The sequence below is a fragment of the Vannielia litorea genome, from assembly GCF_019801175.1.
In the GTDB taxonomy this organism is placed as follows: Bacteria; Pseudomonadota; Alphaproteobacteria; order Rhodobacterales; family Rhodobacteraceae; genus Vannielia; species Vannielia litorea_B.
This window is the reverse complement of record NZ_JAHVJR010000002.1, coordinates 223,305-239,150: the sequence shown is the minus strand read 5'-3', so window position 1 is coordinate 239,150 and position 15,846 is coordinate 223,305. Positions and strand designations below refer to the sequence as shown.

18 protein-coding genes are annotated in these 15,846 nt (G+C 60.0%); 10 read left to right on the top strand and 8 right to left on the bottom strand.

All coding sequences use genetic code 11. From position 1 onward, the window contains the following. Positions 1 to 83: 83 nt before the first annotated feature. Positions 84 to 401 carry an Hpt domain-containing protein gene (locus KUV38_RS16610; protein ID WP_222471327.1) on the bottom strand — a complete coding sequence of 106 codons (318 nt, stop codon included), beginning with the start codon at positions 399 to 401 and terminating at the stop codon, positions 84 to 86. 148 nt (positions 402 to 549) lie between these two features. Here KUV38_RS16610 and KUV38_RS16605 point away from each other — a divergent pair, with 148 nt between their 5' ends. After that, entirely contained in the window at positions 550 to 1,830 is a 1,281-nt protein-coding gene (locus KUV38_RS16605; protein WP_261385400.1) for a PP2C family protein-serine/threonine phosphatase, read from the top strand. Here the strand turns inward: KUV38_RS16605 and KUV38_RS16600 are convergent. Continuing rightward, a complete protein-coding gene (locus tag KUV38_RS16600) occupies positions 1,827 to 2,273 on the bottom strand; it encodes an NUDIX domain-containing protein (RefSeq protein WP_222471325.1) in 447 nt (148 codons plus the stop codon). The genes KUV38_RS16605 and KUV38_RS16600 overlap by 4 nt on opposite strands. Before the next feature lie 77 nt (positions 2,274 to 2,350). Between KUV38_RS16600 and KUV38_RS16595 the strand changes: the two genes are divergently transcribed. From KUV38_RS16595 to KUV38_RS16570, 6 genes are all read left to right on the top strand, one after another. Continuing rightward, positions 2,351 to 3,340 carry an Hsp33 family molecular chaperone HslO gene (locus KUV38_RS16595; RefSeq protein ID WP_222471324.1) on the top strand — a complete coding sequence of 330 codons (990 nt, stop codon included), beginning with the start codon at positions 2,351 to 2,353 and terminating at the stop codon, positions 3,338 to 3,340. After that, the gene (locus tag KUV38_RS16590; protein WP_222471323.1) at positions 3,333 to 3,926 is read left to right on the top strand and encodes a CoA pyrophosphatase; all 594 of its coding nucleotides are present in this window, start codon (positions 3,333 to 3,335) and stop codon (positions 3,924 to 3,926) included. Before KUV38_RS16595 ends, KUV38_RS16590 begins: the two co-directional genes overlap by 8 nt. Further along, positions 3,923 to 5,059, top strand: a complete 1,137-nt coding sequence (locus KUV38_RS16585; RefSeq protein ID WP_222471322.1) for a CCA tRNA nucleotidyltransferase — start codon at positions 3,923 to 3,925, stop codon at positions 5,057 to 5,059. Before KUV38_RS16590 ends, KUV38_RS16585 begins: the two co-directional genes overlap by 4 nt. A gap of 53 nt (positions 5,060 to 5,112) precedes the next feature. Beyond that, on the top strand, positions 5,113 to 6,960 hold the full coding sequence (locus KUV38_RS16580; RefSeq protein WP_222471321.1) for an ABC transporter ATP-binding protein: 1,848 nt from the start codon (positions 5,113 to 5,115) through the stop codon (positions 6,958 to 6,960). 364 nt (positions 6,961 to 7,324) lie between these two features. Beyond that, the gene (locus KUV38_RS16575; RefSeq protein ID WP_315898650.1) at positions 7,325 to 8,179 is read left to right on the top strand and encodes a class I SAM-dependent RNA methyltransferase; all 855 of its coding nucleotides are present in this window, start codon (positions 7,325 to 7,327) and stop codon (positions 8,177 to 8,179) included. 95 nt (positions 8,180 to 8,274) lie between these two features. Next, positions 8,275 to 8,769 carry a murein L,D-transpeptidase family protein gene (locus KUV38_RS16570; RefSeq protein WP_261385439.1) on the top strand — a complete coding sequence of 165 codons (495 nt, stop codon included), beginning with the start codon at positions 8,275 to 8,277 and terminating at the stop codon, positions 8,767 to 8,769. A gap of 63 nt (positions 8,770 to 8,832) precedes the next feature. Here KUV38_RS16570 and KUV38_RS16565 read toward each other — a convergent pair whose 3' ends face one another. After that, the gene (locus tag KUV38_RS16565; protein ID WP_222471319.1) at positions 8,833 to 9,333 is read right to left on the bottom strand and encodes a CAP domain-containing protein; all 501 of its coding nucleotides are present in this window, start codon (positions 9,331 to 9,333) and stop codon (positions 8,833 to 8,835) included. 184 nt (positions 9,334 to 9,517) lie between these two features. On the opposite strand from KUV38_RS16565, the gene KUV38_RS16560 reads away from it, so the two are divergent. Beyond that, the gene (locus tag KUV38_RS16560) at positions 9,518 to 10,111 is read left to right on the top strand and encodes a L,D-transpeptidase (protein ID WP_222471318.1); all 594 of its coding nucleotides are present in this window, start codon (positions 9,518 to 9,520) and stop codon (positions 10,109 to 10,111) included. Positions 10,112 to 10,248: 137 nt separating this feature from the next. After that, the gene (gene plsY / locus KUV38_RS16555; RefSeq protein WP_222471317.1) at positions 10,249 to 10,869 is read left to right on the top strand and encodes a glycerol-3-phosphate 1-O-acyltransferase PlsY; all 621 of its coding nucleotides are present in this window, start codon (positions 10,249 to 10,251) and stop codon (positions 10,867 to 10,869) included. Positions 10,870 to 10,905: 36 nt separating this feature from the next. On the opposite strand, the gene KUV38_RS16550 is transcribed toward plsY, so the two are convergent. From KUV38_RS16550 to KUV38_RS16530, 5 genes are all read right to left on the bottom strand, one after another. Beyond that, positions 10,906 to 11,148, bottom strand: coding sequence for a hypothetical protein (locus KUV38_RS16550; RefSeq protein ID WP_222471316.1), 243 nt, complete (start codon positions 11,146 to 11,148; stop codon positions 10,906 to 10,908). A 144-nt stretch (positions 11,149 to 11,292) separates the two neighbouring features. Continuing rightward, the gene (locus tag KUV38_RS16545; protein WP_222471315.1) at positions 11,293 to 12,663 is read right to left on the bottom strand and encodes a glutamate--cysteine ligase; all 1,371 of its coding nucleotides are present in this window, start codon (positions 12,661 to 12,663) and stop codon (positions 11,293 to 11,295) included. A gap of 60 nt (positions 12,664 to 12,723) precedes the next feature. After that, a complete protein-coding gene (locus tag KUV38_RS16540; protein ID WP_222471314.1) occupies positions 12,724 to 13,248 on the bottom strand; it encodes a hypothetical protein in 525 nt (174 codons plus the stop codon). Continuing rightward, positions 13,245 to 14,105, bottom strand: coding sequence for a GNAT family N-acetyltransferase (locus KUV38_RS16535; RefSeq protein ID WP_222471313.1), 861 nt, complete (start codon positions 14,103 to 14,105; stop codon positions 13,245 to 13,247). The genes KUV38_RS16540 and KUV38_RS16535 overlap by 4 nt, the downstream gene beginning before the upstream one ends. Continuing rightward, the gene (locus KUV38_RS16530; RefSeq protein WP_222471312.1) at positions 14,102 to 14,821 is read right to left on the bottom strand and encodes a 16S rRNA (uracil(1498)-N(3))-methyltransferase; all 720 of its coding nucleotides are present in this window, start codon (positions 14,819 to 14,821) and stop codon (positions 14,102 to 14,104) included. The genes KUV38_RS16535 and KUV38_RS16530 overlap by 4 nt, the downstream gene beginning before the upstream one ends. Before the next feature lie 12 nt (positions 14,822 to 14,833). On the opposite strand from KUV38_RS16530, the gene ubiA reads away from it, so the two are divergent. Continuing rightward, positions 14,834 to 15,796, top strand: a complete 963-nt coding sequence (gene ubiA, locus KUV38_RS16525; RefSeq protein WP_222471311.1) for a 4-hydroxybenzoate octaprenyltransferase — start codon at positions 14,834 to 14,836, stop codon at positions 15,794 to 15,796. Positions 15,797 to 15,846: the final 50 nt, after the last annotated feature.

The window sequence follows — 15,846 nt, the reverse complement described above, 5'->3', positions numbered from 1 at the left end:
TGAGGGGCGCTCCGTCGCTTACGTTCAAGGCGGCGGTGTAGGCGGTTTCTGAAGTGAATCCAAGAGGCCGGCGGTCGTTCGCCTCAGCGGTTAAGTCCCTGCTCGAATTCAGTCATCGAAGCGCGGAAGCTTGCCGCTACTGCGGCTGCATCTGAGGGACCTGCCTCGCCGTAGCGAGCACGGACCTCAGCATCCTGACAGAGGCGGGCGACTTCCTCGAAACCCATATTCAGGGCCGAACTTTTGAGGAAGTGGAAGTCCTCTTCCCACCTGCCGGAGCCACCAGCCTCAAACTGGCTCAACAGTTTCTCGGCCTCATCGATGAAGATAGCCCGAACCTCGGCGAACGCCTCTTCTCCCACGTCGCCCCGCAACTCGGACACACGCTCCCAATCAATCATATCCCACTCCTTCACGTGATCACCGCGAGAAGCTAGTCGTCACCAGTTTAGGAAAAATTACTTCGCCGCCGAAAACTATGCGGTTCATCCAACCTTAACTGCTTCCTGACAAACCTTGCTGGTCACGAACGAATGAGCTCAAAGCCCCTTGCAGCACAGCCATGTAGAACCTGCGCGCACACACTCTGTTGCGCCCGCAAACTCCAGGCGGGTTCTGGTTGTCGACGACAGCCGGATGCAGCGCCGTATCCTTGCTGCGATGCTCAAGAAATGGGGCTATCACGTTATCGAGGCCGAGGGTGCCCGGCAGGCGTTGGGCATCTGTGTTGATGAACCGCCAGACTTCGTCATTTCGGACTGGATGATGCCCGGGATGAACGGCATTGAGTTCTGTTCGATCTTTCGGGCGATACCCCGCGAAACCTACGGGTACTTCATTCTACTGACCTCAAAAAGCAGCACGGAAGAGGTTGCTGCCGGTCTCGATGCTGGCGCCGATGACTATCTGTCAAAACCCATATCGCCCGATGAACTGCGCGCGAGGCTGGCGGCGGGTGAACGCATTTTGGGAATCCACGCTGAACTGGTTGAGAAAAACCGGCTTGTCAGCCAGACCCTCTCCCAAATCTCAACGCTGTACGATTCCCTCGATCGAGATCTTCAAGGCGCGAAGAAACTCCAACAGTCTCTCGTCAAGGAGCGTTTTAGGGATTTTGGCTCAAGCCGTGTATCGCTTTTGCTGCGCCCATCCGGCCACGTTGGAGGCGATCTGGTCGGTTTCTTTTCGATCAACGCTGACAGGGTCGGGCTCTTTGCAATCGATGTATCGGGCCACGGTGTCTCCTCTGCCCTCATGACCGCTCGGCTCGCAGGATTCCTATCCCCAACCTCTCCCGACCAGAACGTCGCCATGACTGAAAATGAGCTGGGTCTGTACGATGCCATGCCACCTGCTGATCTGGCTGCCGCGCTGAACCGTCTTGTGTTCAGCGAGCTCGACACTGACCATTACTTTACCCTAGCCTATGCTGACTTCGACCTGACGTCCGGCAGCTTTACACTTGTACAGGCGGGTCATCCGCATCCGATGATCCTTCGGGCCAGCGGTACAATTGAACCTCTTGGACACGGCGGATTGCCGGTTGGGCTAGTTGAAGAAGCGACTTACCAACAAATTAGTGGTCGACTGAAACCTGGCGACAGGCTCTTTCTAATGTCGGATGGGTTGACTGAAGCGGTGGATGCGGAGGGCAAAATGCTTGGTGACACCGGGCTAGCCGCGCTGCTGCGCCGAAACGCCGGAACAAGGGGACCCGGCTTTCTTGAAGCACTGACTTGGGACCTCAGCGAATATACGGGAGCCGACGACTTCGAAGACGATGTGTCGGCCATCCTCGTCGAGTACGACGGCCCAAAGCAAACCGTCTAACGGCTGCCTTTCAAAGCCTGCTGGGCAAACATGACGTCTCCGGCATTTCCGAGCAATTCCAGAGCGTCATCAACTTTGAGCCAAACCGCACTGTGCCCCGGCTCAATCGGCGGCCCGTGTTGGTGGATCGGTTTTGCCAATACGACGGTGCAGACTTTCTCCGCCCAAAGATCGTAGTCCGGCATGTATGTGAAGCGCCGAAAGAAACCCAGCCTTTTGATGGGCTCGATGCGCCAGCCTGTTTCCTCCATCACCTCCCGGTGCAGAGCAGCCATCGGTTGCTCACCCGGGTCAATCCCGCCACCGGGCAACTGGAACTCCGGCCTAGGCTGCTCCTGAAACGTCACCAGCAAATCATGGCCGCGTGTTAGCAACGCGTATATGCCCGGTCGCCTGACGTAGCGCTGTCCTGCCTTCACAGGCTCACCCACTCTCCGCGTCACACTCCGCCCCTTTGCCTTGTCAACTTCGGCCCTTATATGGCACCGACAAACCATGCCCACACCGTCAAGGAAAGCAAATGACCCTCGGTGCACAGATCGCCTGGGATGACACCGTCCTGCCCTTTCAACTCGACCGATCCGACATTCGCGGCCGAGTGGCGCGGCTCGATGGGGTCCTCGATGAGATTCTCGCCCAGCACAACTATCCGGATGCGATAGAGCAACTGGTGGCAGAAATGGCCCTTCTCACGGCCATGATAGGCCACACAATGAAGCTTCGTTGGAAGCTGTCCCTGCAAGTCCGCGGAGATGGACCCGCACGGTTGATCGCAACCGATTACTACGCACCGGAGAAAGAGGGCGGACCTGCACGCATCCGGGCCTACGCGAGTTTCGATACAGCACGTCCGCTTACGGGACAGCCCTTCGACCTGATTGGAAAGGGTTACTTTGCAATCCTCATCGACCAAGGTGAGGGCACCACACCATATCAAGGGATCACGCCAATTGATGGCGGCTCGCTCTCGGCCTGTGCAGAAACCTATTTTGCCCAATCCGAGCAACTGCCGACGCGCTTTCAACTTCGATACGGACGTTCTCTGGATGCCGACGGGACCGCTGGGAGTTGGCGAGCTGGTGGCATGATGTTGCAACTCATGCCAGAGGCTTCACCATTTCTGAAACCTGCTGAAAGTGACGAGCCGCGCCTGCTGCAGCCGACCGATATGCTCGACGATGAGAACGAGGAGCACTGGAATCGCGCCAATATTCTTCTGGATACGGTGGAAGAGCTTGAACTCGTTGGCCCGACCGTGCAGCCAACCGACCTTCTTGTGCGTCTCTTCCACGAAGAGAGCCCTCGCGTGTACGATCCACAGGCCATCAAGTTCGGCTGCACCTGCTCGGAAGAGCGTGTGCGTGAGTCGCTCTCCATCTATTCGGCGAAAGACATTGCTACGATGACCACCGATGAAGGCCGGGTGACGGCTGATTGCCAGTTCTGCGGGGCACACTACGATCTGGACCCGGCGACGCTTGGGTTCGAGGCGAAGGATGGCAATGACTGACATTGAGGCACGGCTTCTAGCGGCTATAGCTGCAGAGGGCCGTCCTTCGTCGGACTACGACCTCAATCCGAGCCGACCATCGGTGCGGGCTAAGACGCGAGCGGCCGGAGTGTTGGTGCCTGTCTGGATGACCGGCCACGAGCCACGTCTGATCCTGACCAAGCGCAGCTCCCGGCTCAAACATCACCCGGGGCAGATCGCATTTCCTGGCGGAAAAGTTGATCCGCAAGATGCAGATGTCGTGGACGCGGCGTTGCGCGAGGCGAGTGAAGAAGTCGGCCTCCCCCGAAAGACGGTGCGTGTGCTCGGCACACTCCCACCGCATGAAACCGTTACGGGGTTTTCGGTGACGCCTGTGGTTGGGCTGATCGACGGTGAATTCGCGCCGCGCCCTGAGGTTGGTGAGGTCGATGAGGTTTTCACCGTTCCGCTTAGCCACGTCACTGAGCCGACCAACTACATAGTGCAGGGCCGTTTCTGGCAGGGATACAACCGGCGCTACTACACTGTCCCCTACGGCCCCTACTACATCTGGGGGGCCACTGCCCTGATGCTTCGTGCGCTGGCAGACCGGATGCAGGCATGAGACGTATCAACGCATCGTGGCTCGCGGCGGTTGGCCCTCAGGCACTGTGTGGAGCGCTCGAGAACAAGGGCTTCAAGGCGCTTTTTGTTGGAGGTTGCGTTCGCAACACGCTTCTCAGCGCTCCGGTATCAGATCTTGATCTGGCAACTGATGCGCTGCCTGAGAGCGTCACCGAAATAGCCAAGCAAGTCGGGTTTCGGGTTGTCCCTACGGGCGTCGAGCACGGTACCGTCACTGTCCTTGCCGGGGATGAACCGATCGAGGTGACCACTTTCCGCAATGATGTGTCTACCGATGGCCGTCGCGCCACGGTGGCTTTTGCACGCAACATTGCCGAGGACGCCGCCCGACGCGACTTTACCATGAACGCGCTGTATTGCGATGCACGTGGAGATTTGATCGACCCATTGAATGGGCTGCCCGATCTTGAGGCCGGGCGGGTGCGCTTCATCGGGAGACCCGAAGAGCGGATCGCTGAAGACTACTTGCGGATCCTCCGCTTCTTCCGTTTCACAGCGTGGTACGCCGACCCAGCTCAAGGCATCGATGAAGAGGGTGTCGCCGCCTGCGCTGCAGGTGTCGATGGGCTGGCAAGAGTTTCGGCTGAACGCATCACGACCGAACTACTGAAGCTGCTGGCTGCTCCTGACCCTTCGGCTGCCGTAGCCGCCATGGCTGCTTCTGGGGTTTTGCATCACGTCATCCCTGGTGCCGATGCACCGACGCTTGCGAGATTTCTGCACTTCGCTCCCACTTCAGAGGTGACGGCACGCCTCGCAGCACTGGGTGGCGACCGCGATGGGCTGAGGTTGCCCCGCGCGCATGAGCGCGGCATCGAAATGCATGTGACAGCCGCGAGCTCGATGTCCTCTGCGAGTGAGCTTGGCTACCGGTTCGGGTCAGAAACCGGGCTAGATGCCATTCTCTTGCGCGCGGCCCAGACAGAGACGCTTCCACCGGAAAACGCAGGCGAAGAAGCTAGAAAGGGCGCAGGCCAAACGTTTCCAATCAAAGCAGCCGACCTGATGCCACGGTTCTCTGGTCCGGAGTTAGGCGCACGCCTGAAAACGTTAGAGGCGCGTTGGATCGCGTCCGGCTTCGAGTTGACACGAGAAGAGTTGCTCAAGGCCTAGTTTCCTTCTTCCGCGCCCGGGCTACGTTGCTTCCGGACGCCCAAGGACTGCCTATGCAACGCATTGCCCGCCGCCTCGCCAATTTGATTGACGCCTTTCGCCACGCGGATGGCGCGCCGCCGGACAAGCTGATGCCGTTTATGCATTGGGCTGTGCGTGGCGCGGAAGTGCCTCTCGTCGCATCGGGCTTGCTCTTCACAATCACCGGGACGCTGGAGGTCATCACCGCCCTCCTGCTTGGCCAGATCATCGATTCTGCTCTCGCTGCGGGTCCGGATGCCTTCTTCTCAACGCACCTCTGGCTGATCCTCGGCACGCTGGGCTTCTTTATTATAATCCGCCCCGCCTGCTTTCTGGCGTCCGCCGCTGCCAACACGCTGGTCATCCAACCCAACGTGATGCCTCTCGTTTTATCGCGTCTGCATCGCTGGACGATGGGCCAGGCGGTGCAGTTCTTCGACAACGACTTTGCGGGTCGCATCGCGCAGAAACAGATGCAGACCGCACGCGCGATCACCGATGTCATTTCGGAAATGGCCAACACTGTCTGTTTTGCCTTGGCTTCGCTCGTCGGCGCGGTGCTGCTGCTGATCGGGATCGATTGGCGAATCGCGCTCACGCTCGCGGTTTGGCTCATCGCCTATTTTTGGCTGATCGCTTGGTACATGCCGCGCATTCGCGTGCGCTCCAAAGCCCGAGCCTCGGCGCGCGCGATGGTCACAGGGCAGGTTGTGGACACCATCACTAACATTAAGACGGTCAAGCTGTTTGCCCACGCCGACCATGAAGATCGCGCTGCGCTCGGCGCAATGGGGAAGTTCCGTGACTCAGTGATCCACGTCGGCACGCTTGCTGCCGGGTTTCGTGGTGCGCTCATGTTGCTGGCGGGCGTTCTCCCTGCCCTCCTTATTGGGGGGACGCTCTTGCTCTGGAAAGGCGGCACTGCAACGGCTGGTGACATTGCCGCAGCCGGTACCATCGCGATCCGCATCGCGCAGATGACAGGCTGGGTCAGCCACACCCTACTCGGCATCTACGCCAGTGTAGGTGAGATCGAGGACGGGATGAGAACGCTCACGCCGAGCCATTCGGTCACCGACGCATCAGATGCGGTGGCGCTCGAAGTGCCTGAAGGCGCGATTGAGTTCCAAGACGTGGAGTTCACCTACGGTCGTGAGCGTGATGGGGTGCATGGAGTGTCGCTTCGCATCGCGCCCGGGGAGCGCCTTGGTATCGTCGGGGCCTCCGGGGCAGGCAAGTCCACCATGGTCTCGTTGCTCCTGCGTCTCTACGATACGGAGAAGGGCCGCATCCTGATCGACGGTCAGGACATCTCTACTGTCACTCAAGAGAGCCTTCGCCGTGCCATTTCAATGGTCACGCAAGACACGGCCATGTTTAATCGCTCCGCGCGCGACAATCTGAAGTACGGTCTCCCGGACGCTCCGGATGAAGATATGGAAGAGGCCGCCCGCCGCGCCGAGGCCCATGAGTTCGTAACAGGCCTTGAAGACTTCAACAGCCGGCAGGGCTACGATGCCCATCTTGGCGAGCGTGGCGTGCGCCTTTCGGGCGGGCAGCGACAGCGTGTTGCCCTTGCTCGCGCTATTCTTAAGAACGCTCCGATCCTCGTACTCGATGAAGCAACCTCCGCGCTGGACTCAGAGGTTGAGGCCCAAATCCAAGGCGCGCTTGATGAGGTGATGGAGGGCAAGACCGTGCTCGCGATTGCCCACCGCCTCTCAACTATCGCCCGGATGGACAGGATCGTTGTGTTGGACGATGGCCGCATAATCGAGGAAGGCACCCATGAGGAGCTGGTCGCGCTGGGTGGGCGCTACGCGGGCTTCTGGCATCGTCAGTCCGGAGGTTTTCTTGACCTGACTGAGGCCGCCGAGTAACGCCTCGAGCATGGAAGAGGTAGTAGTCGAACGGCTGAATGTTCGCGGCGAAGGGGTTGCGGAGGGCGTGCAGCCCGTTCCGCGTGTGCTCCCGGGTGAAAAGGTCGCAGTTTCCACAGGCAAGGTGCAGGTTCTGACGCCGTCAGGGGCGCGAGTGTCACCTCCCTGCCGACACTTCAAGGCCTGTGGTGCCTGTGCGATGCAACATGCATCTGACGGGTTCGTTGCCGAGTGGAAGACCTCGGTCATTGTGCAAGGCTTGGCCGCCCAAGGAATCGAGACTGAGATCCGGTCCATAACGACCTCGCCTCCCGCTTCCCGGAGGCGCGCAACCCTCCATGGGCGACGCACCAAGAAGGGGGCAATGGTCGGGTTCATGGCCAGAGCTTCCAACGAGCTTGTAGAGGTGCCGGACTGCGAGGTACTCCATCCTGATATCATCGCTGCCCTTCCAGCGTTGGAGGCTTTGACGCGGATCTCGGCCACACGCACCAGTGGCGTGGATATCGCAGTAGCGGTTTCTGAATCCGGCCTCGATGTTCGTATAAGCGGCGGCCGATCGGCGGACCGATCTGTTCTGGTTGAGTTGGCACAGTTGGCCGGGGAACATGGCCTCTCGCGGCTGACCTACGGCGATGAGCCCATCGTGACCCGTGAGCCGCCGGTTCAGCGCTTTGGTGCCGCCCGCGTCGTTCCGCCACCCGGTGCGTTTCTTCAGGCAACCGCCCATGGGGAAGCGGCCCTTTTGTATGCAATACAAGACGCTTTGGGCCAAGATCAGACCCTGATCGCCGATCTGTTTGCAGGTTGCGGAACTTTCACGCTACCGCTTGCTGCTGGTAGTGAAGTTGAGGCGTTTGAGGGCTACAGGCAGCTTGTCGAAGCTTTGGACGCTGGCTGGCGCTCGACCGGTGGAGGCCTCCGGCGAACCACTGCCAAGGTGCGAGATCTCTTTCGCCAGCCACTATTGCCCGATGAATTGGAGCGCTTCTCCGGCGTGGTCATCGATCCGCCCCGTGCCGGCGCCGAAGCGCAGCATGACGCTCTCGCCAAGAGTATGGTACCGACCATCGCGGCTGTTTCCTGTAATCCGGTCACCTTTGCCCGTGACGCCCGCATTCTGGTTGAGGGCGGCTACACTCTGGATTGGGTTCAGCCAGTAGACCAGTTTAGGTGGGCGTCTCATGTGGAGCTGGCAGCGCAATTCACGCGGGCGTGAGACGCACCGTCGCACCTTCTCAGACCAGCCAAAATCCGTATAGTGCGGCGCATAAAAACAAACAGGCACATGCTGGGATTTTAACGGTGATCAAGCTGACACGCCGCGCCACGCTCTTTGGCGCTACGGCCCTTGCCATTGCGGGCTGTTCGAGCAAGTTCAAAACCTACAACGGACCGGAAGTTACTCGGATCGTCGTCTATAAGGACCGTCGTCGCATGTACTTGCTTCATCACCAAGAGGTGTTGCGCGAGTACAAAATCGGGCTTGGCTTCGCGCCGAGTGGCCACAAGCAGTTCGAGGGGGACGGCAAGACGCCTGAAGGCCGCTACACGATCGATAGGCGGAACCCGAACTCGAGCTTTCACCTTTCGTTGGGGATCTCATACCCCAATGACGCAGACCGTGAGTTTGCAGCCTCTCAAGGCAAGAAGCCCGGCGGCGACATCTTTATCCATGGTGCACGCGAGAGCAAACGCGACCGGAAGGGCTCGGATTGGACGGCTGGTTGCATCTGGGTCAAGAATCGAGAGATCGAGAAGATCTACGCCATGGTCCGCAACGGCACCGTGATTGATATCCATCCGTAGTGTTGCGCTCACACAAAAGCGCCCGGCGCAAAGCCCGGGCGCGTTGACTGTCTGTATTTAAGTTTAGCTTCCGGTGATCAGGGTCCACCAGATCTTGCCGTTCGGCTCTTGGTACCAGGCAAAACCGAGGTTTCGTGCGGAGGGGGCTAGGATCACATTGCGCGTGTCGGGCTGCTCCATCCAGGCGGACACAGTCTCGATTTCGGACTCAAACGTCTCGCTGATATTCTCACCGAGGAATTGCCCCGAATACCCGGTGCGACGCACCCGATCCAACGGGCTAGAGCCATCGGACCCAAAGTGCCACGGTCTGTTCTGAACCGACATGTCGCGCGCATGGGTCGAAGCCGCCGCAGTCAGCTCCGAGCTCAGCGCAACAGGACTCACGCCGCGAGCGGCCCGCAGCTCATTGACGGTGTCGAGCACCCGATAGGGGATTTGGTTCGCGTCGCGGGCGCTGATGTTGTACACCCGAACGCCGCCCTCGCCGCTCGTCGTAACGGCGGGTGCACAAGCGGAGAGCGAAACCGCACTCACGACAATCAAGGAAATCATCCGCAGCATGATGAAGGCAGCCCCTGTAAACAGTGTCGGGCGTCAGCCATAGCTGCTTGCCCTTAGTTCTGCAATTGCGGCGACATCACGTTCACGGCTTTGCCATGTGTTTGATTTGCGACTGAGGCTTTCACGCAATATAAATGCTACCCAGCGGAGATCTGCACTCCGCGAACATTATTTCGAGGACAGGATGACTGATTTTTCGAATGCCAAGTTAAACCGCCGCGCATTTTTGGGGGCCACGGCTGCTGCTGCAACTTTTCCAGCCGCAAGCTGGGCCGAAGAGGTCGACCCTTCGGCTTTGCGTTCGCAGGAACAGGTTACCCGCAACATCTCCAGCTTTCGTTCGCTTGATTGGCGGCCTTACTTCAGCTCCACCCGAGGTGGCGCCATTCTGGTGGATCTAACCTCTCGTGCACTTCACTACTGGTCGCCTGACCAATCGGTTTACAAGCTGTACCCAACCTCTGTGCCCATCTCTGAGGATCTTACCCGCCGTGGCCGCACATCGGTTGCGCGAAAGGTCGAGGGCCCGACGTGGTCGCCAACCCCGGCCATGAAGCGCCGTAACCCCGAGTGGCCCGACTTCGTGCCTGCTGGGCCGGATAACCCGCTCGGCACCCACGCCCTTTACCTCGGCTGGACCTACTACCGCATCCACGGCACCCACGACACGCGCAAGATTGGACGTAAGTCATCTAACGGCTGCATTGGTCTTTACAATGAGCATATTGCCGAGCTGTTCAGCCTGGTGCGCGTGGGCGCTCAGGTGCTTCTCATCTGAACATGGCGCCGGGACAGGTGCTCGCGGCGGCACTCGAATGTGCCGTTCTATTGGTTCGTAGTCTGGGCGTGCCGCGGTAGACCCTTGCTCAATAGCTTTGTGTTGGCGCATAGACGGGGGGCATACAAGGAGCCTCGATGCCTGTCATAACGACTGATCTTAACCTGCTGTTGGTCACTGCACTGCTGGCCTACCTGTTAGGTTCCGTACCCTTCGGCTTGGTCATGGCACGGGCGTTCGGTTTGGGTGATCTGCGCAAGATTGGTTCTGGAAATATCGGGGCAACAAACGTCCTGCGTACCGGCAACAAGCTTGCCGCCCTTCTCACCTTGGTCTTCGACGCTGGCAAAGGCGGTATCGCTGTGCTCGTGGCTCGCTGGCTCCTTGCCGAAGATGCGGCCCAAGTGGCGGGCCTATTCGCCTTCCTAGGTCATCTTTTTCCGGTTTGGCTCAAATTCAAGGGCGGCAAAGGCGTTGCCACCTTCCTTGGCACACTTCTCGCTCTGCACCCACTCACAGGCCTGGCAGCCTGTGGAACATGGCTGATCGTTGCCTTTGCCACGCGCCTCAGTTCTCTGGCGGCCCTGATCTCGGCGGCGACTTGTACGTTTTGGATGTTCACACTCGGCTATCCCAACGGTTTCTTCCTTGGTATCGCGCTGACAGTGCTCATCTACATCCGACACGTTGAAAACATCCAACGGATGAAGGCAGGCACCGAAACCCGCATAGGCGAAAAAAAGAAAACCGGGCCCTGAGGCCCGGCTTCCCTAACTTCAAAGGTGTGGCGCGTTTTAGCGTCCGGCCAGCTTCTCCACCGCTTCGGCGGTGCGCTTGGTGTGGTAGTAGATACCGATTTGGATGAAAAACAGGGCCATGATGATCACGGCGTAGAGGATGCCGCCGATGATGAAGCCGAGGCCAACCACTTCGCCCTGCGCCAGAACGACAATACCGGCGATGATACCGCCGATGGCAGTGATCGCACCGATCACCCAGATAAGGACGTCGAAAATCTTGATAATGGTGTCACGCATTGAATAAATCCCTCTTCACGTTCAATGTCTTGTGCCGAGAGATTGGGCACTTTTTTACCGTTGGGTCAAGTAAGGTTAACATTTCCGTGTGCTCCCGCCCGACTGTGACGGAAGTTTTCACGTAGCCCTCACGCGGACTGCACTTTAGTAGCTGTAAGCCGGATAGATCCGCTTGAGGTCTCCACTCCAATCGGTGTCGAAATGCTCGAGGAGTTCATCCGCCGGGGTCTGTCCGCTTTCGACGCTGTCCTGCAACGCATTGAGAAAATGCGTCTCGTCGGCGACCATCCCGCCAGAACCGGGCCGTGCGCGCGCCTTCAGGCCCGCTTGCGCTATGGCAACCGCTTCCTTGGCCAAATCGAGCATCTTCAGGCCGTTCACTTCGCCAGCAAGTCCTTGTTCGCCTGCCGAAACACGCAGCGCTTGACGGGTTTCAGCATCCCAGCCCTTCACAATGTCCCACGCGGCATCCAATGCGCCTTGGTCATACGTCAAACCCACCCAGAATGCAGGCAAAGCGCAAAGCCTACGCCACGGTCCGCCATCGGCGCCGCGCATCTCGATGAACCGCTTCAGGCGCGCCTCGGGAAAGAGCGTCGTCAAATGATCGGCCCAATCGCTCAATGTCGGCTTCTCGCCGGGCAAAGCGGGTAGTTCACCCTTCAGAAAATCCCGAAACGACTGACCGAGTGCGTTGATGTAAGTGCCGTCCCGATAGACGAAGTACATGGGCACATCGAGAGCGTACTCGGCGTAGGCCTCAAATCCGAAGCCGTCGTCGAAGACAAAGGGCAGCATCCCGGTGCGGTCATCATCCAGATTTCGCCAGACGTAGGATCGGAAGCTCTTCATTCCGTTCTTCTTGCCTTCAAAGAACGGCGAATTGGCGAAGAGGGCCGTGGCCACTGGCTGTAGTGCCAGCGCAACGCGCATCTTCTGAACCATGTCAGCCTCGGAGCCGAAATCGAGGTTCACCTGAACCGTGCAGGTTCTCCGCATCATAGTCGTACCCAGCGGCCCGACCTTCTGCATGTAGTCGTTCATCAGCTTGTAGCGGCCCTTGGGCATGAGGGGCATTTCATCATGCATCCACTCGGGCGCAGCACCCAAACCGATGAAACCCACTCCGATCTTGTCAGAGACCTCTTTGACCTCCCGAAGGTGCTCGTTCACCTCGTCACAGGTCTGGTGAATGGTCTCTAGCGGGGCACCGCTAAGCTCCAGTGCCCCGCCGGGCTCCAAGCTAACATTGGCACCATCCTTCTCAAGGCCAATAAGATGGCCCCCCTCTTCGACGGGCGCCCAGCCATAGGTATCCCTCAGTCCCTCGAGCACTGCCCGGATCGAGCGCTCGCCTTCGAATGCAAGAGGCTTGAGCGAGTCTTTGCAGTAGCCGAACTTCTCGTGCTCGGTGCCAATGCGCCATGCGTCCTTCGGCTTGCAGCCAGACGCCAAGTACTCTGCAAGTTGCTCGTGCCGCTCGATCGGCCCGCCGCCGGATTGGGGGATAGACATGTATGGCTCCGGGGTTTGTGGCCTTCTGAACCGTCAGACTTGGCGGCATGAGCGGTGAAGTCAATGCACCAGAAGTCTATCCTTCTGCCACACGATGAACAGCCGCGGTTCGGTGCTTCCGGAGGCCGCGATGACCTGCTCGTAACGAGCCCCAGAGAAGGCGGCAAGGGCATCTACCAACTTCTCTGAGCCAGTTGCGGAGGCGGGAATGCGAGCGGTGCCTTCCGGCGTCACCCACAACCAAAACAGATCATCCTCTGTCGGGCCATCACCGGTGGTCTCGATCTCAACGCGCACGACTTCCGGCAGCGAGACGATCACCCCGCCTTCGCCAGTCAGGTAGCGCAACGCGCCCTCATCAAGCTCGATCACACCGCGCCCGCCAGAACGTGGCCGAATACGGGCGCGTTGCAGGCCCGTGAAAAAGGCCAAACCACCCAAAGCCGTCAGTGCGACCGCCAACCACCAGACAAGCCCGGAAAAGTTGAGCCCAAAGAATACTCCGAGGACCGCAACACACGCACCAGCTATGCACTCTCTCCAACGGTAGAGTACGGCCTGCGCTTCTGGGCGAATAAGGCTCATTCGAGGACCCGCGCGGCTGTGGGTCGGGCAAGAATTGAGATCCGGTAGTGCCCAACTTGGTTGAAACCAATTGCTTCGTAAGCCCGAGCGGCAGCCGGATTGTTGGCAAAGAGCACTGCGGTGCGGGCGCCCTTGATTCGCTGCTCTGCTAACAGCGCCGCCGTAACCCTGCGGCCGAAGCCCTGATTGCGCATCGATCGCAGCACATGAACGGAGCCAAGCTGCACAAAGTCCGCCACGCGCGCATTGATGCCCGCCATCGCCACCGGGACGCCACCCTCGATAAGAATGCGCAGATCATCGCTTCGAGCCATTCGCTCTGCACGGCGCCGTGCGTCGACCATCGCCTGGTTCTTATTGGGCGCAAAACCTGTGTCGAGGAAGTGCTCGGCGTACCAAAGCCGGAGCATCTCTTCGTCGCCGGCCTGTGGAGGCCGCAACTTGGCCGAGGGGTCTTCGAGCCTATCTAGTTCGAGACGGTAAAGCGGTTCATCGTGGTTTAGCGTGTACTCCGCGTTCGCAAGGCCCAAGCCTTGCAGCGCCGTTTGGACCTGTCCGTCTTCGCCTGTCATTCCGGCAAGCTTGCGACCGCCAAGTGCGTTCGCCACTGCCTCCCAAAGACTCGGCTTAGGTTCAGGCACCTGTGCCATCAGGAAACCATCGTTGTTGCACCCCACAACCGCACGAACGTTGCCCGCCTCGGTTTCCGAAAGCCAAAACGTACTGGCGTGCGGGTGATCACTCGGAGAAAGTCCATGGGCAGCAAGGTTGCCGCGTAGAAACATCGAAGTGTCGGGATGCTTCGCCAGAAACGCATCCAGCCGAGCTTCGTCGCCGGGATGCGCCTGACGGATCATTGCCAATCTCCATGGGTTGATTGCCAAACAGTCAGCGCTGCAACTGCCGCAGTGTCGGCCCGCAGGATGCGCGGGCCAAGACTTACCGCGTGGGCTTGGGACAGCTCCGAGAGCCGCTGGCGTTCGGCGTCAGAAAAACCACCCTCGGGGCCGATCAATACCGCCCAAGGGCCTCGTGTTCCGGCAAGCTTTCGGTCTTCGCCCACCAACGCTTCGTTGCAAAACATCAGGCTTCGTTCCTGCGGCCACATGTCCAGCAAGTTTGCCAACTTCACCGGCTCAGCCACCTTAGGCACAAATGTCCCGCCACACTGCTCGGCTGCCTCCACCGCATGGGCTTGCAACCGGTCGATCTTCACCCGCTCCGCGTTGGTGAACTCGGTCAGCACCGGCACTATCCGGCGCGCGCCCATCTCAGTCGCCTTCTCGACGATAAAATCGGTGCGCGCCTTCTTGATCGGTGCAAACAGCAGCCACAAATCGGGCGGCGAGACCTGCGGGCCGGTCTGCGTGCGACACTCCAACACCGGGTTACGCTTGTTCGCCACGATCACCTCGGCCAGCCATTCGCCGGCCTCGCCGTTGAACAGCAGCACGCCGTCACCCGCCTCGAGTCGCATGACGGCGAACAGGTAGTGTGCCTGCTCCCGCGACAATCCAACGGTTTGCCCCGCGCCCAGCGGGTGATCTACATAGAGGCGAACTTTTGCTTTCATGGGGCCAGAGATATGTCTGCCGAACCCGAAACGCCAGATGCGGGACAGGTCGCGGATGCGGTGAGCGGCAACTGGGTCGACCGCTTGGCCCCGCCTGCCACACGCCCCTATCTGCGGCTGTCGCGTGCCGACCGCCCGATCGGAACATGGCTGCTGCTTCTGCCGTGCTGGTGGGGCGTGCTGCTCGCCGCCGCATCGACCGGCTGGCGCTGGTTCGACCTCTGGATCATCGCAGGCTGCGGCATCGGCGCGGTGCTGATGCGCGGCGCAGGCTGCACCTGGAACGACATTACCGACCGCCACATCGACGGCTCGGTGGCCCGCACCCGTTCGCGGCCGATCCCCTCGGGCGCGGTCTCGGTCAGGCAGGCGCTGGCCTGGATGGCGGCGCAGGCGCTGGTCGCCTTCGGCATCCTGCTCACCTTCCCGCCCACCGCGATCTGGCTCGGGATCGGCTCGCTGGGGCTGGTGTGCATCTATCCCTTCGCCAAGCGCTTCACATGGTGGCCGCAGATCTTTCTGGGCCTCGCCTTCAACTGGGGCGCCCTGCTGGCCTGGGCCGCGCATACCGACAGCCTCGCGCTTGCGCCGGTGTTCCTTTATCTCGCGGGCATCGCCTGGACGGTGTTCTACGACACCATCTATGCCCATCAGGACATCGAGGATGACGCGCTGATCGGGGTAAAATCCACCGCCCGGCTCTTCGGCGAGAACTCGCCCCAGATCCTGCGGCTCTTCCTCGCGCTCACCGTGACCCTGATGACCGTCGCGATGATCGCCGCGCTGATCGAGCCCGCCTCGCCGCTACAGCTTGCGGTGGCCGCCTGCGGGGCTTGGGCGATGGGCTGGCACCTTGCGTGGCAGCTCGGACAACTCAACACCGGAGACCCCGCCACTTGCCTGCGTCTATTCAGATCCAACCGCGACGCTGGGCTGATCCCCGTGCTGTTTCTCGCCGCCGTCATCCTTCTGTGATCGCGGCATGATTGCGCCCGGCTCCCCGGCACTCTAAAGCAAAGGCCTAC